Genomic DNA, 19,804 nt, shown 5'->3' with positions numbered 1-19,804 from the left:
GATAACCTGCGACACGGACGCCTCCCTCAGTGGTGCTTCAACACCTCCACTCTGGCACATTGATGCCGTCGGGGGGCGTCCACCCCATCAGGTTTACGGGTAAGGCTAGAAGCGTAGCGTCAGCCGCCGCTGACCCGCCACACCGTGTTGCCGAGATCGTCGGCGATCAGCAGCGCGCCGGTCCTATCGAGCCCCAGCCCCACCGGGCGGCCATGCGCCGTCTCGCCCTCGACGAATCCGGTCACCACGTCGACCGCCTTGCCGGAGGGGCGTCCCTCGGCGAACGGCACATAGATCACCTTGTAGCCGTTGAGATGGCCGCGATCCCAGCTGCCATGCTCGCCGATGAACGCGCCCGAGCGCCACTGCGGCGGTAGCGCGACCGCGTTGGCGGCAAACACCATCCCCAGCGGCGCGACATGGCTGCTCAGGCTGTAATCGGGCTTGATCGCCTTGGCGACGAGGTCCGGCCGCTGCGGCTTCACCCGCGGATCGACATGCTGGCCCCAATAGCTGTACGGCCAGCCATAGAAGCCGCCGTCGCGCACCGACGTCAGGTAATCCGGCACCAGGTCCGGCCCCAGCTCGTCGCGCTCGTTGACCACGGTCCACAGCACGTTGGTCAGCGGCTCGAACTGCAGCCCGTTGGGATTGCGCAGCCCGGTACCATAGAGCCGGTGGGCGCCGCTCGCGCGATCGACTTCCCAGATCGCGGCGCGGCCGCGCTCGGCATCCATGCCGTTCTCGGTGATGTTGCTGTTCGACCCCACCCCGACATAGAGCTTGGTGCCGTCGGGGCTGGCGACGAGGCTCTTGGTCCAGTGGTGGTCGATCGGGCCGCCGGGCAGGTCGACCAGCCTGGTGCCCGCCGCGGTGATGCTGGTTTGCCCCGTCTGATACGGGAAGCGCAGGATCGCATCGGTATTGGCGACGTAGAGATCCCCGCCGACCAGCGCCACGCCGAACGGCGAGTTGAGCCCGGTGAGGAACTTGGTCTTGAGCTCGGGTACGCCGTCGCCGTTCGCGTCGCGCAGCAGGATGACGTCCATTCCCGCCTTGCCGCCGCCATGGGCGTGCGCCTGGATGAGGTTCATCACCACGTCCTTGGGCCGATGAATCGGCTCGGACGGGCCGTCGGTCTCGACCACCAGCACGTCGCCATTGGGCAGGGTGTAGACCGAGCGCGGCTTGGCGAGGCCCGTGGCGAAGGCCTGGACCTTCATGCCCGCCGGTACCTTTGGCTTGGCCGACCCCCAGGGGGCGGGCGGCACCACGTGCATCGGCGGCACGAGATATTGCTGGATCTCCGGCAGCTTGGGATCGCCGCCGATCTGCTGGCTGGTATCGCCGCCCTTGCTGGCGCATCCGGCGAGCGCGAGCGTGGCGCCCGCGGCGAGAAGCAGTGCACGCATCAGCGGAACCCTCCGAAACGGCTCTGGCGCAGCAGGATCGCGCCGAGCGCCGAGGCGCCGGTCAGCACGAGCACGGTCAGCACCGACAGGATCAGCCCCGCCGGCATCGCGCCGTAGGCATCGCGGCTGTGGATGAAATTGTTGAGCAGTGCCAACACCATGGCGACGGCATAGGCGATCGCATACGGGACCAGCAGTCGGTTCGCCCGCACCGTCGGCCGCACCAGATCGACGATCCCTACGATGGCGCCGAGCGCGCCGAGCACCATGCCCCCGGCGATCAGCCAGTCGGCGAAATTCTTCCACGCAATGTCGTAGCTGCGGAAATAGGCGATGTCGGCGATCATGCCTGCGAAGAAGCACACAAAGGGCAATCCCAGCACGATCGGGTGCAGCGGCAGGCCATAGGATCGGGTGCGAAGCGGTACGGGATCGGGCACGGGACGTCTCCCCAGACGAGGCAGGTCCTTCGAACGGTCGCACTATCAAGGGGTTCCGCCGCTTCCCCTGAAGACGCTAGCCTCGGCGGCGCGTCCACCGTACCTTCCCTACCCATGGTCAAGCTCAACAAGATCTACACCCGCACCGGCGACGCCGGCACCACCGGCCTTGCGGACGGCTCGCGCGTTTCCAAGGCCTCGGCCCGAATGGAGACGATCGGCGATGTCGACGAGGCGAACAGCGCGATCGGCGTCGCGCGCACCACGCTCGCGCCCGGCGATCCGCTCGACGCCACGCTCGCTCGCATCCAGAACGACCTGTTCGATCTCGGCGCCGATCTCGCCACGCCGGGAAATGGTGAGGGCGCGCTGCGGATCACGCCCGAACAAATCGCATGGCTGGAAGCCGCGATCGACACGCTCAACGACGATCTCCAACCGCTCAACAGCTTCGTCCTGCCCGGCGGCAGCCCGGCGGCGGCAGCGATCCACCTCGCCCGCGCCATCACCCGCCGTGCCGAACGTGCCGCGGTTGCCGCCAACGACCAGGGGACGCTGAGCAGCAACGCGCTCATCTATCTCAATAGACTTTCAGATTTTTTGTTCGTCGCCGCCCGCACCATGAACCAAAAGGGAGCCGCGGACGTTTTGTGGGTCCCTGGGGGACCTCGTAACCAATAGCCGTTGCTGTGCGCATCCCTCCGTATGGGTTGCCCCGGCAGCCGGTCTGCGGTAGGAGAACAGAATGCGAACGATGCCCGCCACTGCCGCCACCCCGGACGCCCTGGCGGCGCAGTTCGCGGGCGTCCGCGCGCTCAGCACCGCGCTGGTGGCGCCGCTCTCCGATGCCGATGCGACGCTCCAGTCGATGGACGACGCCTCCCCGGCAAAGTGGCACCTCGCGCATACGACCTGGTTCTTCGAGACCTTCGTGCTGCGCGACCATGTCCCCACCTATCGCCTGTTCGACGAGCGCTGGCCGTTCCTGTTCAACAGCTATTATGAGGCCGAGGGGCAGCGCCACGCCCGTTCCCGCCGCGGCATGCTCTCGCGCCCGACGCTGGACGAGGTCCAAGCCTATCGCGCGGCGGTGGATAAGGCAATCGTCGAGGCGATGCCGATGCTGCCGGCCGAGGCGCTGACGCTGATCGCGCTCGGCTGCCAGCACGAGCAGCAGCACCAGGAACTGCTGCTCACCGACATTCTCCACCATTTCTCGGTCAACCCGCTCGAGCCGGCGATGTGGCCGGGCGCGGCCAAGGTGCCGGTGGCGATGCCCGGACCGATCGGCTGGATCGAAGGTGCTGCGGGCCAAGTCAGCGCGGGCATCGATATGCCCGAGGACCTGGCGGGCTTCGCCTTTGACTGCGAGACCCCACGCCACCCCACCCTTCTTCCCCCGCATGCGCTGGCCGATCGCACTGTGACCAATGGCGAATGGGCGGCGTTCATCGCCGCTGGCGGCTATGCCGATCCGCGCCACTGGCTGTCGGACGGCTGGGCCTGGGTGCAGGCCAACCGCATCACCGCGCCGCTCTACTGGCAGCAGGTCGACGGCGTCTGGACCCGCTTCGGGCTCGACGGCCGCCGCCCGATCGATCCGGCCGCGCCGGTCACCCATGTCAGCTTCTTCGAGGCGGACGCCTATGCCAGCTGGGCCGGTGCCAGGCTGCCGACCGAGTTCGAATGGGAGGCCGCGGCGGCCGGCGCCGATCCGCGCTCGGGCAACCAGCTCGATGCTGCCGGCCCGGTCGAACCGCGCCCGTCGACGGGCGGCCCCGCCTGGTTCGGCGATGTGTGGGAATGGACCGGCAGCGCCTATCGCCCCTATCCCGGCTTCCGCACTGCCGAGGGCGCGGTCGGCGAATATAACGGCAAGTTCATGAGCGGGCAGTTCGTGCTGCGCGGCGGCAGCTGCGCCACCCCGCGCGGCCATGTGCGCGCCAGCTACCGCAATTTCTTCTACCCCCATCAGCGCTGGCAGTTCACCGGCGTGCGTCTGGCGAAGGACCTCTGATGCTCAAGCAGGAACTCGAAGACGGCCAGGCCAGCCTTGCCGACCCCCATTTCCGCGCCGACGTGCTGACCGGCCTCGCCGCCAGCCCGCGCGCGATCCCGGCGCGCTGGTTCTACGACCGCCGCGGCTCGGAACTGTTCGAGGAGATCACCGAGCTTCCCGAATATTACCCGACGCGCACCGAGACGGCACTGCTCGAATCGATCTCGGGCGCGCTGGGCGACCTTGCCGCGCCCAATGCGGCGGTGGTGGAGTTCGGCTCGGGTTCGTCGGTGAAGACGCCGCGGCTGCTCCGCGCGATCGAACCGGCCGCTTATGTGCCGATCGACATTTCGGGCGAGTTCCTTCGTCATTCCGCCGCCCAGCTCTCGCAGGCATTCCCTGGCCTGCCCGTCTATCCGGTGGAGGCAGATTTCCTGCGGCCCGTGCCGCTGCCCGAGCAGGTGGCGAAGATGCCCAAGCTCGGCTTCTTCCCCGGCTCGACGATCGGCAACATGAACGCCTGGCACGCGGTCGACCTGCTGCGCGCGATGCGCGAATGGCTGGGCGAAGGCGCACGACTGCTGATCGGGATGGACCGGGTGAAGTCGCCCGAGATCCTCGTCCCAGCCTATGACGATGCAGCGGGCGTAACCGCGGCGTTCAACCTCAACCTGCTGAGCCGGATCAACCGCGAGCTGGACGGGACGATCCCGGTCGACGCCTTCCGCCACCGCGCCATCTGGAACGCCGACTATGCCCGGATCGAAATGCATCTCGAGGCGCAGCGCGATGTCGACTTCACCGTCGACGGCCGCCCGTTCAGCATGGCGGCGGGCGAGACGATCCACACCGAGAACAGCCACAAATACGGCCCCAACGGCGCGCGCCAGCTGCTCCGCGCGGGCGGCTGGACGCCGATCGAACAATGGACCGACGACAAGGACTGGTTCGCGCTGATCCTCTGCGAGGCCCAGCCGCTGCGTCGGGCGCCGTAACAGACCGTTGACCGGGCGTGTGCCAGGCCGCAAGGACTTGGCCATGCGCTTCTTCTCGGACAATGCCGCCGCCGTCTGCCCGCCTGTGCTCCAGGCGCTGGTCGAGGCGAATACGCTCGACACCGCCTATGACGGCGATGCCTGGTCGAAGCGGCTCGACGGCGCCTTTTCCGATCTGTTCGGAACGCAAGTCCGCGCGCTGTGGGTGCCTACCGGCACCGCGGCGAACTGCCTGGCGCTGACCGCGCTCTGCCCCCCGCATGGCGGCATCGTCTGCCACCGCGACGCGCACATCAACTGCGACGAGGGCGGTGCGCCCGAATTCTACACGCACGGCGCGAAGCTGCTCACCGCCGCCGGCCCGGGCGCCAAGCTGACCCCCGAGGCGATCCATGCAGTGGTCGACCCGATCCGCAACGACGTGCATCAAGTGCAGCCGCACGCGATTTCGATCACCAACGCGACCGAGTACGGTCTGGTCTATACGCCCGACGAAGTGGCGGCGATCGGCGACCTCGCCAAGGCGCGCAAGCTCGGCCTGCACATGGACGGGGCGCGCTTCGCCAACGCCGTGGCGCATCTCGGCTGCCATCCGGGCGACGTTACCTGGCGCGCGGGCGTCGACGCGCTGAGCTTCGGCTTCGTCAAGAATGGCGGCATGAGCGCCGAGGCGCTGGTGTTCTTCCGCCCCGAACTGGCCGATGTGACGCTCTACCGCCGCAAGCGCGCCGGGCTGCTCTTCTCCAAAGGCCGCTATCTCGCCGCGCAGCTGCTGGCGATGCTGGAGAACGATGTGTGGCTCGCCAACGCCCGCGCCGCCAATGCCGGGGCGCGGCTGCTGGCCGAAGCGGCAGGCGACCGGCTGGTGCACCCGGTGCAGGCGAACGAAGTGTTCCTGAAGGCAAACCCGGCGGAAGCCGAAGCCTTGCGCGCGCTCGGCTTCGACTTCTACGACTGGGCCGAGGGCGAGGTGCGCCTCGTCACCAGCTGGGACCAGGCGGAGGACGCGATCCGGCCGCTGGCCCAGGCGATCGCGGCGCTGTGATCGGCGCCGACACGCCCCGCTCCGCCCGGCTGACGGTCCTTATTCCGTTCCTGCTGGTCACGCTGATCTGGGGTTCGACCTGGCTCGTCATCAAGGACCAGCTGGCGGTGGTGCCGCCAAGCTGGTCGGTGAGCTATCGCTTCCTCGTCGCCGGGGTGACGACGCTGCTCTGGGCGGCGTTCCGACGCGACCGGCTGCTGCTCGATGCCCGCGGCTTTGCCTTTGCCGCCTGCCTGGGTCTCGCCCAGTTCGTGCTCAACTTCAACTTCGTCTACCGCGCCGAGGCGCACGTCACCTCGGGTGTGGTAGCGGTGGTCTATGCGCTGCTGCTGGTGCCCAACGCGATCCTGGCGCGGATCTTCCTGGGCCAGAAGATGGGAAGGCAGCTGCTGATCGGTTCGGTCGTGGCGATGGCGGGCGTGTCGCTGCTGTTCGTCCATGAGGCGCGGCTCAACCCCGTCGGCCCGCATGAAGCGCTGCTCGGGATCGGCATCGCGCTGGCGGGGGTGCTCTCCGCCTCGGTCGCGAACGTGATGCAGGCGACCGGCACCGCCAAGGCCTATCCGATGGCCTCCACGCTCGGCTGGGCGATGCTGATCGGCGCCGCGCTCGATGCGGGCTTCGCGCTCGCCACGGTCGGGCCGCCCGTGATCGAGACGCGGCCCGCCTATCTGCTCGGCATCCTCTATCTTGGCGTGATCGGCTCCTCGATCACCTTCACCATCTATTTCCAGCTGATCCGCACCATCGGCCCGGCCAAGGCGGCCTATACCAGCGTGCTGATCCCGGTGATCGCGATGCTGCTCTCGACGCTGTTCGAAGGCTATCGCTGGTCGCTGCTCGCGGTGGGCGGCGGCGTACTGGTGCTGGTCGGGCTGGTGCTGGCCTTGAGGGCGCGCAGGCCCAACCGGTAATCGGTATAGCGCGGCCGCCAGCCGAGCAGTCGCCTGGCCTTGCCGTTCGCCACCCGCCGGTTCTCGGCATAAAAGGCGCGCGAGGCGGCGCTGAGCTCCACTTCGTCGGGACTCACCGCCGGGCCGGGATCGATGCCCAGCAGCTCGGCAGCATAGGCGAGCACTTCGGCCTGGGGCGCGGGCAGGTCGTCGGCGAGGTTGTACGCGCCGGGCGGCCCCTCGAACGCCGCGATCACGCCTGCGACCAGATCGTCGACATGCACCCGGCTGAACACCTGGCCGGGGAAATAGACGCGCGTCGCCCCCGCCGCCATCCGCTCCAGCGCGGAGCGTTCGGGGCCGTAGATGCCCGGCAAGCGGAAGACATGCGCATTGGGCAGCGCGCCCCAGCCGAGATCCGCCTCGACCCGGCCGCCGCGCCGCCCCCGGAGCGGTGCGCTCTCGTCCACCCAGCCGCCGCCGGTATCGCCATAGACGCCGGTCGAGGAGAGATAGCCCAGCCACTTGCCGCTTGCCGCGATCTCGGCGCCGTAAGCGGCGAGCACCGGGTCGGCATCCCCTGGCGGAATGCTGGAGAGGATGTGGGTCGCCGCCGCGATTTCCACGCGGGTACGTGCCCGATCGGCGAAGGTGGCGCGGGTGACGGTCTCCACCTGGCCGCCCGCCGCCTGCACCGCCGCCATCAGCCGCGACGCGGTATAGCCGGGACCGAAGACGAGCAGGCGAACGACGCTCACTGCCCGCCCCCGAACAGCGTGCCGAAAAAGTCGCCGTGGTTCCAGCGCGGGCGCGCATCGCCATCGGCCAGCGCCTGCACCGTCGCGAGGCCGACACGCTTGTACTTCACCGCCGAATTCCAGTCGAACGGCAGGTCGATCTGATCGGAAGGCTTGTGATAATTCTCGTCGAGGAACTTGCGCGCCGCCACCGCGCCGGTGCCGCCCGGCCCGGTGTCGAGCGACACCGCGGGGATGCCCGCCCGCACGAAGCTGTAATGGTCCGAGCGGACGAAGAACATCTCCTCCGGCGCGGGATCGGGCACGACGCCCAGCCCCTCGGCCCTGGCCGCGGCGGCGACCACCGGACCGATGCTCGACCGCTCGCCGCCGAGCACGACGAGGTCGACCAGCGGGTAGGTGAGGATCGGCATGTCGAAATTGACGCCGGCGACGATCGCCCCCCTGGGGACCGTCGGGAAATGCGCGAAATAGTCGGAGCCGATCAGCCCCTTCTCCTCGGCGGTGAGGGCTACGAACAGCAGCGAGCGACGCGGCCGCTTGCCGCTTTCCTGGATGGCCTTGGCGATCTCGAGCAGCATCGACACGCCGATCGCATTGTCCATCGCGCCGTTGTAGATCGTGTCGCCCTTCACCGGCTCGCCGACGCCGACGTGGTCGAGATGCGCCGACAGCACCACCGTCTGCGCCTTGAGTGCGGGATCGCTGCCTTCGATCCTGCCGATGACATTGTGGCTGTCGCGCGTCGACAGCCGGGTCTTGCTCGCCACCGCCAGCGTGCCTGCGAGCGGCCCGGTCGGCATGCGGCTGCCGCGCGCCTGCGCGGCGAGCACGTCGGCCCAGCGCAGCTTCGCGCCTACGAACAGCTTGGCCGCGCCGGCCTGGCTCACCTGGCCGACAACCGGGGCCGGGGGCGATACCGCATTCGCGACGCCGTCGGGGCCCGCCCAGCCGGTGCGCGGATAGGCATAATAGGGCGCGAACTTCTCGACGCTGAACTCCCTGGCGCGCGCGATCGTCTCGACGATCAGCACCGCCTTGGCGCCGCGCGCCGCCGCCAGCCGCGCCTTCTGTCCGTCGTCGCCGAAATGGGCGTTGACCTCGTTGGGCAGGCCCTTGGGGGTACCGTCGAGGATCGCGACGATCTTGCCGCGCACGTCGAGGCCCTTGTAGTCGTCCCGCTTCCCCTGCGGATAGACGATGCCATAGCCGGCGAAGACCAGCTCGCCCTCCGCCTTGAAGTCGGGCGACGAGGGCACCGGTTCGTTGACGAAGTCCTTGCCGAAGGCGAACGGCACGTCCTTGCCGCCGCGCTTGAGCGTCCATGTCGCCTTTTCCGCCGGGCGATAGGTGACGAGCTTGACCGGCTGGAACCAGCCGCCACTCGCGCCAGGCTCCAGTCCCATCGCCAGCATCCGCGCGGCGACATATTCGGCCGCCACGTCATAGTCCCGCGTCCCCGCCTCGCGACCGCGCAGCGCGTCCGAGGCGAGGAACTGGACATGCGCCTTGATCGCCGCCTGTTCGGGGGTGAGCGGCGGCGCCTGCTGCGCCAGCGCGGGGCCGGCGAGCAGGAGCAGGGCAAGCAGCGCGCGCTTCACCAGCGCTTACTTCGCGCCCGGACCGTCATAGGTGAGGCCGAAAAAGTCGCCCTTGTTCCACACCGGCCGTTCGTCACCATTCGCGATCGCGTTGGCGATGCGGAAGTTGACGTCGACGAAACGCACGCCCGACTGCCAGTTGATCGCCGGCTGCTGGTCGATCTGGTCCGAGGGCTGGTGGTAATGGTTCTTCATGAAGTGATCGATCGCCGCGCGGCCCGGGCCACCCGCACCCGGCCACAGGAACACCGAGGGCACGCCCTTGCGCACGAAGTTGTAATGGTCCGAACGCACGAAGATATTCTCGCCGGGCAGCGGGTCCTCGGACATCTTCACGCCGATCTCGGCCGCCGCCTTGGCGACGATCGGCCCCAGCGTCGAATGATTGGCGCCGTAAACCACGATATCCTCGAACGGATAGGTGATGATCGGCATGTCGAGGTTCACGTCGGCGACGATGGTGTTCTTGATCGTGGGGTTGTTGGCGAAATAGTCGGAGCCGACCAGCCCCTTCTCTTCCGCCGTCACTGCCAGGAACAGGATCGAGCGGCGCGGCTTGGTGCCCGCCGCCTTGAAGCGCTTGGCTTCCTCGATCAGCGAGGCGGTGCCGATCGCGTCGTCGAGCGCGCCGTTGTTGATCGTGTCGCCCTTCGCATCGGGCTTGCCCACGCCGATATGATCGAGATGCGCGGAAAGCACGACGACCTCGCCTGCCAGCTTGGGATCGCTGCCCTCGATCAGGCCCGCCACGTTGAAGCTCGGCATCGGCGTCAATGCCGTCTTGATCGCGATCGTCAGCGTGCCCGGCAGCTGGATCGCCTTGAAGGTCGCGCCGTCGACTGCGGCGGCCTTGGCGATCGACGCCCAGGGGGTCTTGGCGCCGGCGAACAGCTTCTCGGCACCTGCAAGGCTCAGCAGCCCCAGGCCCGGCGTGCCCGGTGCAGCGATATGGCCGGTGCCATCGGCATTGCCCCAGGTGACGCGCGGGCGGTTGGCATAGGCCGCGTACATCGCGAAGGGCCGCGTCTTGGCGGTCAGCGGCGACTCCAGCGTGATATAGCCGATCGCACCGTGCTTCTTCGCGATCTCGGCCTTGGCGGCGGGATTCTGGAAGTGCGCGCCTTCTTCGCCGGGGAAGCTGGAGGGGGCACCGCCGAAAAAGGCGACGATCTTGCCCTTCACGTCGACGCCCTTGTAGTCGTCGCGGCCCAGCCCGACGATGCCATAGCCGACGAACACCACCGGCGCGGTGACGCTGTATTCCGGCTTCTCGGGGTTGGCACCCGCGATGAAGTCCTTGCCGGCTTCGAGCGTGACTGGCGCACCCTTGCCGCGGCCGATCGACATCGCGCCGCTGCCGTCCAGCTTGTAGCTGACCAGCGGCACCTTCTGCAGATAGCCGCCGTCGTCGCCCGCCGGTTTGAGGCCCGCCGCATAGAATTGCGACGCGACATAGTCCGCTGCGATCTCGAACTCCGGGGATCCCGCCTCGCGGCCCTTCAGCGCATCGGAGGCGAGGAACATCACATGGCTCTTCAGCGCCGCCTGCTCCGGCGGCAGCGGGGCGTAGATGACGGCGTTCCGCTCGGCAACGGTCTGGGCAAGGGCGGGCGACGCCGCGACGAGGAGAAGGGCAAGCGGCGCAGTCGGTCGAAGCATCGGGTTTCCCTGTGGATCGCAAGAATATTTCAAGCCTAGCAGGGATGCCCGGGCGGTCAATTCCCACCCGTTGCCCCCTTCGCGCCATTTCGCTGCCGTACCCGCATGTCGAAGCGCGAATGAAGTTTTCGAGCAAGGTAATCGAGAGAATAGAGTAGCAGCCGGGGCGGCTTGTCCTATATCGAACCGGTATGAGTGACGCCCGCATCGCCGCCGCAGCCCCCCAGGCCATTCGCCGTGAGGATTATCGCCAACCCGACTGGCTGGTGCCGGAGATTGCGCTCGACTTCGATCTCGACCCCGCCGCGACCCGGGTGCGGGCCACGCTCCACGTCACCCGCAACGGCGCGCATGATCGCGCGCTGGTGCTGAACGGCGACGGGCTCGAAGCCGCATCGGTGAAGGTCGATGGCGTTGCCGCGCAGAACTGGCGGATGGACGGCCAGGATCTGGTGATCCCGCTCACCGGCGATGCCCACACGATCGAGACCGAAGTGGTGATCGCGCCCGAGCGCAACACCCAGCTCCAGGGCCTCTATGCCTCGTCGGGGATGCTCTGCACCCAGTGCGAGGCCGAGGGCTTCCGGCGCATCACCTTCTTCCCCGATCGCCCGGACGTTCTCTCCAAGTACAAGGTCCGCATGACCGCCGACAAGGCGCGCTTCCCGGTGCTGCTCGCCAATGGCGACCCGATCGCGCAAGGGCCAGCCGAGGGCGGCCGCCACTGGGCGGAGTGGCACGATCCTTTCCCCAAGCCGAGCTACCTGTTCGCGCTGGTCGCGGGCGACCTCGTCGCCAACACCGGCAGCTTCACGACCATGTCGGGGCGTGAGGTGCAGCTGGGCATCTATGTCCGCGCGCCCGACCTGCCCAAGACGGACCACGCCCTGCACGCGCTGAAGCTCAGCATGAAGTGGGACGAGGACGTCTATGGCCGCGAATATGATCTCGACGTGTTTAACATCGTCGCGGTGGACGATTTCAATTTCGGCGCGATGGAGAACAAGGGGCTGAACGTCTTCAACAGCCGCTACATCCTCGCCGATCCCGACACCGCCACCGACTGGGACTATGACGCGATCGCCGCGGTGGTCGCGCACGAATATTTCCACAACTGGTCGGGCAACCGCGTCACCTGCCGTGACTGGTTCCAGCTGAGCCTGAAGGAAGGGTTCACCGTCTTCCGCGACCAGAGCTTCTCGGCCGATCAGGGCTCGGCGGCGGTCAAGCGGATCGAGGATGTGCGCAGCTTGCGCGCCAGCCAGTTCCCCGAGGATGCCGGCCCGCTCGCGCACCCGGTGCGTCCGGACGAATATATCGAGATCTCCAACTTCTACACGGCGACCATCTACAACAAGGGCGCCGAGCTGATCCGGATGATGGCCACCATCCTCGGCCCGCAGAAGTTCCGCGCCGCGACCGACCTCTATTTCGATCGCTTCGACGGCACCGCCGCAACCTGCGAGGATTTCGTGGCCAGCATGGAGGAGGCCGGCGGGGTCGATCTCGGCCAGTTCCGCCGCTGGTACAGCCAGGCGGGCACCCCGCGCGTCTCCGCCAACCTCGTGCAGGACGGTGCGACCACCCGCCTCGCGCTCGCCCAGACCGTGCCGCCGACGCCGGGCCAGCCGGTCAAGGAGCCGATGGTCCTCCCGCTCAAGATCCGCCTGTTCGGCGAGAAGAGCGGTGCGCCGCTGACCGACGAACAGCTGGTGCTGCTCGACAAGCCCGAGCAGGAACTGCGCTTCGAGGGCCTGCCCGAGCGCGCGGTGCTGTCGATCAACCGCGGTTTCTCGGCACCGGTGATCGTCGACGCCAATCGCAGCGCGGCCGACCTCGCCTTCCTCTCGGCGCATGACGACGATCCCTTCGCGCGCTACGAGGCGATGCAGCAGCTGATGCTCGACACGCTAGTCGCCGCGGTGACCACCGGCAAGGGCGAGCATGGCGCGCTGATCGACGCGGTCCGCAACACGCTGACCGATCCGTCGCTCGACCGCGCCTTCATCGCCGAGGCGGTGCTGCTCCCCTCGGACAGCTTCATCGGCGACCAGATGGCGGTGGTGGATCCCGATGCGATCTTCCGCGCACGGGAAGCCTTGCGCGCCGATCTCGGCAACCTGCTCGAGCCCGAATGGCGCGCGGCGTACGAAGGCGCACGGGCCAACCGCTTCGAATATTCGCCGGCCGCCAAGGGCGCGCGCCGCCTGAAGAACGTGGCGCTCGGCTATATCGCCGCCAGCGGCGCGGCCGATGCGGCGGAGCTCGCCTATGCGCAGTTCGACGCGGCCGACAACATGACCGATCGCCAGGGCGGGCTCGCCACGCTGGTCAACGGCACGTCGTCGCTGCGGGAGAAGGCGATTCAAGCCTTCTACCAGCGTTATGCCGGCAACGCGCTGGTGCTGGACAAGTGGTTCCAGACCCAGGCACTGTCTTCGCGCGACGACACGCTTGCGGCGGTGGAGAAGCTCGCCAGGCATCCCGACTTCACGCTCGCCAACCCCAACCGGGCGCGGGCGCTGGTCGGCGCGTTCAGCATCAACCAGCGGGCGTTTCATGATCCTTCGGGGCGCGGCTATCGCTTCGTCGCGGACCAGCTGATCGCGCTCGACAAGCTCAATCCGCAGACTGCCGCCAAGCTGGTGCCGCCGCTCGGCCGCTGGAAGCGCTTCGACGCCGACCGCGCCGCCAAGATGCGCGGCGAGCTGGAACGGATCGTCGCCAGCCCGGGCCTGAGCAAGGACATGTTCGAACAGGCCACCAAGTCGCTCGACTGATGCTCCGGCTGCTCACCGCCACGGTCCGCGATTCCGCCCGGGTGCGGACAGTGGCGGCCGTGGCGGCGCGCTTCGGGCTGGGCGTGCTGCTGGAGACGCTCGGCTTTGCGGGCGAGGCCGATGCCGCCGATCCCGAGACCGGTGCCCTGCCCCTGCCCCGCCGCACCCGGCTGGCACTGGAGGCGCTGGGCCCCACCTATGTGAAGATCGGCCAGATTCTCGCGACGCGCGGCGACCTGCTGCCGCCCGAGTGGATCGCCGAGCTGGAACGGCTCCAGAGCGCCGCGCCGACGTTGCCCTTCGAGGCGATCCGCGGCGAGGTGGAAGCCGCGCTCGGCATGCCGCCGGAAGAAGCGTTCGCCTCGTTCGACCCGACGCCGCTGGCTGCTGCCTCGATGGCGCAGGTCCATCGTGCGCGGCTGGCGGATGGCCGCGAGGTGGTGCTGAAGGTGCGCCGCCCGGGCATCCGCGCGGCGATGGAGGCGGACCTGCGGCTGATCGGCGAGCTCGCCGCGCTGGTCGCACAGAGCAGCGCGGAGGCGCGACGGTTCGAGCCGGTGGCGCTCGCCCGGCAGCTCCGCCAGGCCTTGTTGGAGGAGCTCGACTTCACCAACGAGGGCCGCAACGCCGATCTGCTGCGCGCCGACATGGCCGACACGCCGCGCGTCGTGGTGCCCGAGATCCATTGGCAGTGGACGTCCGAGACGCTGCTGGTGATGGACTATATCGCCGGCGTGAAGCCGGTATCCGGCGAAGCGCTGCGGGCCGCCGGGATCGATCCCGAAGCCATCGCCGAGCTGGGCGCCGATACCGTGATCGCGATGGTGCTGGTCAACGGCCGCTTCCATGCCGATCCGCACCCCGGCAATCTGCTCTGCCTGCCCGGCGACAGGCTGGCGCTGCTGGACCTCGGCTCGATCGGCCATGTCGGGCCGAAGCGCCGCGACGAGTTCATCGCCTTCGTGCTGGCGCTGACCGGCGGCAACGCCCGGGCGCTCGCCGACACGCTGGCGCTATGGAGCGAGGGGCATGCCGTCCCCCGCCGCACGATCGACCGCGCGGCCGAGGCGATTGTTCAGCGCCATGGCGGCGGCAAGCTCGTGCTCTCGGCGATGATGCCCGATTTCCTGCGGCTGCTGCGCGAGGAAAGGCTGGTGCTGCCGCCGGACCTGCTGCTGGTGTTCAAGGCGATGGTGACGATGGACGGCGTGCTCGACCGCATCGCACCGGGTTTCGACCTGTCGGGTGCGATCGGACGGGCGCAGGTCGCGCTGCTGGCGAACCGCTTCGGCCCGGCGCGGATGGCGGCCAGCTCGGCGGCGCTGGCACTGGCATTGGTGGAGCTCGGCGAGGACGCGCCACGCCTGCTGCGCGCGGCGGCGGCGCGGCTCGAAGCGCCGGCGGCGGATACCGGCGTGGCAGCGGCGGTCACCAAGGCGGGCGGGTGGATCGCGACGGCGCTAGTGGCCGGCGCGGGGCTGATCGCTGCGGCGCTCTGGCTGGCTTAAGCCTTCGCTTCCCTCCCGCTTGCGGGAGCGGTCGGGGGAGGGGATGGCGGTTTCGCGCAACAAGACGCGTCAGCAAAAGCCTCCACGTCAGCCCCTCCCCTAACCCCTCCCGCAAGCGGGAGGGGAACGAGGTCACCCCATCACGTTCCGGCCGCGCTGCACGATCGCGCTATGCCCCACGCTCGCCTTCAGGCTGCGGTCGGTCACCGTGTCCATGAACACCCAGTCGTTGCGCGCCTGATCGGGCGTGAGCGTCAGCGCCATATAGCCGCGGCGGCTGGTGTCGCACCATTTCAGCTCGGGATTCGCCTTGACCATCGCGGCGGCGACCACCTTCGGATCGGTCTTGAGCGCGCTTTCGAAGCCCGGCGAGGTCACCGCATGGCCGGCGAACTCGACGCCCGCCGCCTTGCCGTCCTGCGCGAGATCGAACGCCCAGGCATTGTGGCTGTCGCCGCACACGACGAGCAGGTTCGCGCCCATGCTCTGCGACGACTTCAGGAATCGCGCCCGCGCCGCCGGATAGCCGCCCCAGCTGTCATAGCCGAGCGGCAGGCCCAGTCTGCCCGCCAGCACGCCCGCCTGGACATAGGCCTTGGCGCGCGGATCGGCGTCCGGCGCCAGCCAGCCCATCGCATCGGCCGGGGTGGTGAGGTTGCCCATGATCGTGCCGAAGCCGACCACCTGCCAGCGCTGCCCCGCCTTGACCGAGCGGCGCATCGCATGGTCGAGCCACACTTCCTGCTCGCTGCCGAGCATCGTCACCGCCGGATCGTGCCAGGCCCCGTCGCGGAACGCGGTGAGCGCCTTGACCGGATCGGCTTCCTTGAACAGCGGGGCGACATCGGGCTGCTGGCTGCGCGCGAGCAGCCGGCTCTCGGTGCGGAAGAAGGTCGCCAGCGTGCCGATCTCGTAACTGCCCCAGGGCGTCTCGGACACCGGCATCCACTCGCGGAACACCTGCATCGCCGCGGCCTTGCGCGCGCTCCAATCCCCTTCCTTGTCAGGCTGGTGGTTCTCGGCGCCGCCTTCCCAGCTGTCGTTCGCGCTTTCATGGTCGTCCCACTGGACGAGCATCGGCTTGTTTGCATGCAGCGCCTGGAGATCGGGATCGGCGCGGTAGCTGGCGTAGCGCAGGCGGTAATCGGCGAGGTGGATCATCTCGCCCGCCGGCTCGGGCCAGCGGCCACCGATCGCGCCGCCGGCCGGCGCGTAGCCGCCCTTGGCATATTCGTAGAGATAGTCGCCCAGGTGCACCCACAGGTCGATGTCGTCGCGGGCGGCGGCATGGCCATAGGCGTTGAACCAGCCGAACGGCAGGTTCGAACAGGAGAAGATTGCGATGCCGAAGCGGCGCGCATCGCCCAGCGGCAGGGTCTTGGTACGGCCCACCGGCGAGAAGCTGCCGTCGGGTGCCACGAAACGGTAGAAATAGCGCGTGTCGGGCGAAAGGCCGGCCAGGGTCACCTTGGCGGTGTGGTCGCGCCACGCGCCGGTGATCTGCTCGCCTTCGGCGACGATGCGGGTGAAGTCGGCGCTGGTGGCGATCTGCGCGCGCAACTTCACCGCGCCGCCATCGGCGGGCACGTAGCGCGTCCATAGCAGCATCGTGTCCGGCCCCGGCTCGCCGCTCGCCACCGAATGGGTGAAGCCGCGGGCGGTCGCCTGGGCAAGCGCGATGCCGGGAAGTGCCAGCGCACCGATTCCCAGGGTTCCGGTGAGCAGCAGCGCGCGGCGGTCGAGTCGGAGAGTCATCTTGTCGCGTCCCTTGTTCGGTCGGCCGCTCCCTGCCGCGGCTAGGTGTCGTGTTCGTGACAGCGACGCAAAGCTAGGCTAGGCATTTCGGCGAATCGGGTTTTTGGGGCGTGACAACTGGGGGAACGCACCCTGCCGAGCGGGAAGACCGCCGGCGGCACGGAGACGAAGGCGCACGTGAAGGCATTCCCAACCGCGCCGGGCCTCGCCCGGTCGCCTCGCCGCATGACTGCGGCTCCACCCTCCTTGGCGCGCAGCATCGCCCGCTGATGGCAACGCGTATCGCTTCCCTCGGCATTGCCGAGCCGAAAGCCGGGCTCGCCGCGGCAGCAGCAGCCCTGCCACGCTGGATGGCGCTGCTGGCGACGGCGGTCGCCGTGCGCGCCGTCACCTTCGGCAATCCGCTGGTGGCGGTGGACGAGCAATTCTACTGGGTCACCGCCCAGCGACTGCTCGACGGCGCGCTACCCTTCGTCGACATTTGGGATCGCAAGCCCGTCGGACTGTTCCTGCTCTATGCCCCCGCGGCGGCGCTGGGCATGCCCTGGGGCATCCTCACCTATCAGCTGATGGCGCTCGCCTGCGTGGTGCTCACCGCCGGCATGATCGCACGGACGGCCGACCGGGTCGGCTGGAGCGCCGGCGCGCTGCCGGCTGCCCTGCTCTACATCCTGATGCTCAACGTGGCGGACGGCCAGGGCGGTCAGGCGCCGGTCTTCTACAACCTGCTCACCATGGGTGCGGTCGCACTGCTGCTGCCGCGCGCCGACGATCGCGATGGCGATCCGGTCCGCATCGGGCGCAACCTGCTCGCGATGCTGCTGATCGGGCTGGCGCTGCAGGTGAAGTACACCGTGCTGTTCGAGGGCCTGTTCCTCGGCCTGTGGCTGCTGCGCCGCGAATCGGTGCTCGGTGCGAACCTCCACCATGTCGCCCGGCGCGGTCTCGGCTATGCCGGCATGGCGATGCTGCCGACACTGCTCGCCGCCGGCGCCTATGCCTGGCTCGGCCATTTCGATGCCTGGGCCTATGCCAATTTCGGCTCGATCCTCGACCGCCGCAGCGACCCGTTCATCGACCTGGTCGGCGCCTTCTTCGAAGTGATGGTGCCGCTCGCGCCGCTGCTGGTGCTGAGCGGCCTCGGCTGGGCGCGGATGCGGCGCGCGGGCGGCCCTTCCGCCGCCGAGGGGCTGCTGCTCGGCTGGCTGGTCGCGGCGATGGTCGGACTGCTCGTATTCGGCTCCTGGTTCCCGCATTATGCGCTGCCGGCGATGGTACCGGGAAGCCTGTGCTGCGCCGGTTTCTTTGCGCAGGACCGGATCGGCCGCCGCATCGTCGCCCCCGTCCTCCTCGCGGTGGCCCTGATCGCGGGCACGATCTGCGTGCTCGCCGCCCAAGCCAAGCGCGGCAGCGCCGCCCAGCTGGCGACGATCGCCGACGCCATCGGCCGGGGGCCGGGCTGCCTCTACGTCCAGTCGGGTGATTCGATGCTCTACGGCGCCACCGGCCGCTGCGCACTGAGCCCCTGGCTGTTCCCCAGCCATTTGTCGCGCGAGCGCGAAAACGGCGCGCTCGGAGTGGATCAGATCGCCGAAGTCGACCGCATCTTCGCGCAGCGCCCGGCGGTGGTGGTGATGCGCACGCCGTTCCGCGGCGAGCGGCTGGCGGTGCGCGCGCATGTGCAGCGCTATCTCCACCGCCTCGGCTATGCGTCGCGCGGCACCTATTGGATGGGCACCGTGCCGACCACCGTCTATGCCGCGCCCGAGATGTCCTCGACCACCGCACCGCCGCGCCGGGCGGCCAGCAAGCCGGCATAATAGTCCATCAGCGCGGCGGCGTGATCGGCGTCGCTGCGCACCTTGGCGGCGCCCACGCGCGCGGCATGGCGCAGGATCGTCTGGTCGCGCGCGAACAGCCGGCGGATCGCATCCGCCGCCGACAGCGTGTCGCGCGCCGCATAGGTCTCGGCAAAGGGCGGCTCGGCAATCTCGGCAAACCCGCCCTCGTCCGGTCCGATCAGCGGCAGGCCCGAGGCGAGCGCCTCCCAGGCGACCAGCCCGAACGGCTCGGCATCGGAACCGTGGATCAGCGCATCGCAACTCGCGATGATGCGCGAGAGCCGCAGTCGGTCATAGACCGGGCGGAAGATGCGGATGTGCGGGCTGTCGGCGATCAGCGCCTCGAGCTGCGCGCGCTGCGGCCCGTCGCCGAGCAGCATCAGCCCCACCGGCAGGTCGTTCGCGGCAGCCTCCACCGCCTCGATCACCAGCGGCCAGCGCTTCTCCTTGTGCTGGCGCCCGAGCCCGAGCAGCAAATGCCCCTCGGGCGGCAGGCCCAGTTGCGCGAGCAGCGACACCCGCAGCTTCTCGTCGCGCAGATCGGGGGAGAACCAGCCCCGGTCGATCCCCAGCGGCACCGAGGCATCGACCTTGAGCCCGCGCCGTTCGAACCTTTTGGCAAGCGCGGGACCGTTGGTCACGAACGCGTCATAGTGCGCCAGGAACCGCGCCATATACTTGGTATACCAACCGAACGCCTGCTCGACCTGGAGCGGGGTCGCGACATTGTCGAGCCAGCGCTGCGGATAGGTGCCGACCAGGTCGCCATGCGCGAAATAGACCTTGAGCGCATCGCCCTGCCACCGCCCCACCGTCCAGGCAGGGAGCCAGGGCGAGCTGTTCTCGACGATGTCGGGCTTGAGCCGATCGAGCGCGGCCCAGACCGGCTCGTCCTTGACGAAGATGCGGTAATTGCGATCGAGCAGCAGCGGCGGGGCCTTGATCCAGTGGATCGCGCCGCCGCCGGGGCGCTCCTCCACTGCATTTTCCGCACCGGGCGCCACGACGATCAGCTCGTGCCCCAGATCGGCCATCAGGCCCATCTTGCGATCGAGATAAGTGCGTACGCCGCCGCCGGTGGGAGAGTAGAACTCGTTGACGTCGACGATGCGCATGCT

Annotated in this window: 15 protein-coding genes; 8 read left to right on the top strand and 7 right to left on the bottom strand. The window is 68.8% G+C overall.

Translation table 11 applies throughout. The features are described 5' to 3' along the window. Window positions 1-119: 119 nt before the first annotated feature. Complete coding sequence (locus GGR89_RS17215) at window positions 120-1,412, bottom strand: PQQ-dependent sugar dehydrogenase (protein ID WP_125975916.1); 1,293 nt, start codon at window positions 1,410-1,412, stop codon at window positions 120-122. Then, window positions 1,412-1,852 (bottom strand): DUF2231 domain-containing protein, encoded by a 441-nt coding sequence (locus GGR89_RS22395; RefSeq protein ID WP_125975918.1) that lies wholly within the window; start codon window positions 1,850-1,852, stop codon window positions 1,412-1,414. The genes GGR89_RS17215 and GGR89_RS22395 overlap by 1 nt, the downstream gene beginning before the upstream one ends. 114 nt (window positions 1,853-1,966) lie before the next feature. On the opposite strand from GGR89_RS22395, the gene GGR89_RS17205 reads away from it, so the two are divergent. The 5 genes from GGR89_RS17205 to GGR89_RS17185 all read left to right on the top strand — a co-directional run bounded on the left by GGR89_RS17205 (window position 1,967) and on the right by GGR89_RS17185 (window position 6,805). Beyond that, window positions 1,967-2,533, top strand: a complete 567-nt coding sequence (locus tag GGR89_RS17205) for a cob(I)yrinic acid a,c-diamide adenosyltransferase (RefSeq protein ID WP_125975920.1) — start codon at window positions 1,967-1,969, stop codon at window positions 2,531-2,533. Between the two features lie 73 nt (window positions 2,534-2,606). Next, window positions 2,607-3,869 carry an ergothioneine biosynthesis protein EgtB gene (egtB, locus tag GGR89_RS17200; RefSeq protein WP_125976088.1) on the top strand — a complete coding sequence of 421 codons (1,263 nt, stop codon included), beginning with the start codon at window positions 2,607-2,609 and terminating at the stop codon, window positions 3,867-3,869. After that, entirely contained in the window at window positions 3,869-4,846 is a 978-nt protein-coding gene (gene egtD, locus GGR89_RS17195) for an L-histidine N(alpha)-methyltransferase (RefSeq protein WP_125975922.1), read from the top strand. The genes egtB and egtD overlap by 1 nt, the downstream gene beginning before the upstream one ends. 43 nt (window positions 4,847-4,889) lie before the next feature. Next, window positions 4,890-5,891, top strand: coding sequence for a threonine aldolase family protein (locus GGR89_RS17190; RefSeq protein ID WP_125975924.1), 1,002 nt, complete (start codon window positions 4,890-4,892; stop codon window positions 5,889-5,891). Next, window positions 5,888-6,805, top strand: coding sequence for a DMT family transporter (locus GGR89_RS17185; RefSeq protein ID WP_125975926.1), 918 nt, complete (start codon window positions 5,888-5,890; stop codon window positions 6,803-6,805). The genes GGR89_RS17190 and GGR89_RS17185 overlap by 4 nt, the downstream gene beginning before the upstream one ends. Here GGR89_RS17185 and GGR89_RS17180 read toward each other — a convergent pair. The 3 genes from GGR89_RS17180 to GGR89_RS17170 are packed head-to-tail and all read right to left on the bottom strand — an operon-like array spanning window position 6,715 to window position 10,802. After that, window positions 6,715-7,488 carry a Rossmann-fold NAD(P)-binding domain-containing protein gene (locus GGR89_RS17180; protein WP_164542660.1) on the bottom strand — a complete coding sequence of 258 codons (774 nt, stop codon included), beginning with the start codon at window positions 7,486-7,488 and terminating at the stop codon, window positions 6,715-6,717. The two genes, GGR89_RS17185 and GGR89_RS17180, sit on opposite strands and share 91 nt — an antisense overlap. Before the next feature lie 50 nt (window positions 7,489-7,538). Further along, the gene (locus tag GGR89_RS17175) at window positions 7,539-9,143 is read right to left on the bottom strand and encodes a M28 family peptidase (RefSeq protein ID WP_125975930.1); all 1,605 of its coding nucleotides are present in this window, start codon (window positions 9,141-9,143) and stop codon (window positions 7,539-7,541) included. Between the two features lie 6 nt (window positions 9,144-9,149). Then, complete coding sequence (locus tag GGR89_RS17170; RefSeq protein ID WP_125975932.1) at window positions 9,150-10,802, bottom strand: M28 family metallopeptidase; 1,653 nt, start codon at window positions 10,800-10,802, stop codon at window positions 9,150-9,152. Window positions 10,803-10,993: 191 nt separating this feature from the next. Between GGR89_RS17170 and pepN the strand changes: the two genes are divergently transcribed. Next, window positions 10,994-13,582, top strand: coding sequence for an aminopeptidase N (pepN, locus tag GGR89_RS17165; protein WP_125975934.1), 2,589 nt, complete (start codon window positions 10,994-10,996; stop codon window positions 13,580-13,582). Next, window positions 13,582-15,090 carry an ABC1 kinase family protein gene (locus tag GGR89_RS17160; RefSeq protein WP_125975936.1) on the top strand — a complete coding sequence of 503 codons (1,509 nt, stop codon included), beginning with the start codon at window positions 13,582-13,584 and terminating at the stop codon, window positions 15,088-15,090. Before pepN ends, GGR89_RS17160 begins: the two co-directional genes overlap by 1 nt. A gap of 132 nt (window positions 15,091-15,222) precedes the next feature. Here GGR89_RS17160 and GGR89_RS17155 read toward each other — a convergent pair whose 3' ends face one another. Then, on the bottom strand, window positions 15,223-16,845 hold the full coding sequence (locus GGR89_RS17155; protein WP_125975938.1) for an alkaline phosphatase D family protein: 1,623 nt from the start codon (window positions 16,843-16,845) through the stop codon (window positions 15,223-15,225). Window positions 16,846-17,114: 269 nt separating this feature from the next. Between GGR89_RS17155 and GGR89_RS17150 the strand changes: the two genes are divergently transcribed. Continuing rightward, the gene (locus tag GGR89_RS17150; protein ID WP_125975940.1) at window positions 17,115-18,665 is read left to right on the top strand and encodes a hypothetical protein; all 1,551 of its coding nucleotides are present in this window, start codon (window positions 17,115-17,117) and stop codon (window positions 18,663-18,665) included. On the opposite strand, the gene GGR89_RS17145 is transcribed toward GGR89_RS17150, so the two are convergent. After that, window positions 18,599-19,801 (bottom strand): glycosyltransferase, encoded by a 1,203-nt coding sequence (locus tag GGR89_RS17145; protein ID WP_125975942.1) that lies wholly within the window; start codon window positions 19,799-19,801, stop codon window positions 18,599-18,601. The genes GGR89_RS17150 and GGR89_RS17145 overlap by 67 nt on opposite strands. Between the last annotated feature and the right edge of the window lie 3 nt (window positions 19,802-19,804).

The organism is Sphingomonas trueperi (assembly GCF_011927635.1).
Taxonomy (GTDB): domain Bacteria; phylum Pseudomonadota; class Alphaproteobacteria; order Sphingomonadales; family Sphingomonadaceae; genus Sphingomonas; species Sphingomonas trueperi.
The sequence above is the reverse complement of the archived record's forward strand: the minus strand, read 5'-3'. Positions and strand labels throughout refer to the sequence as shown.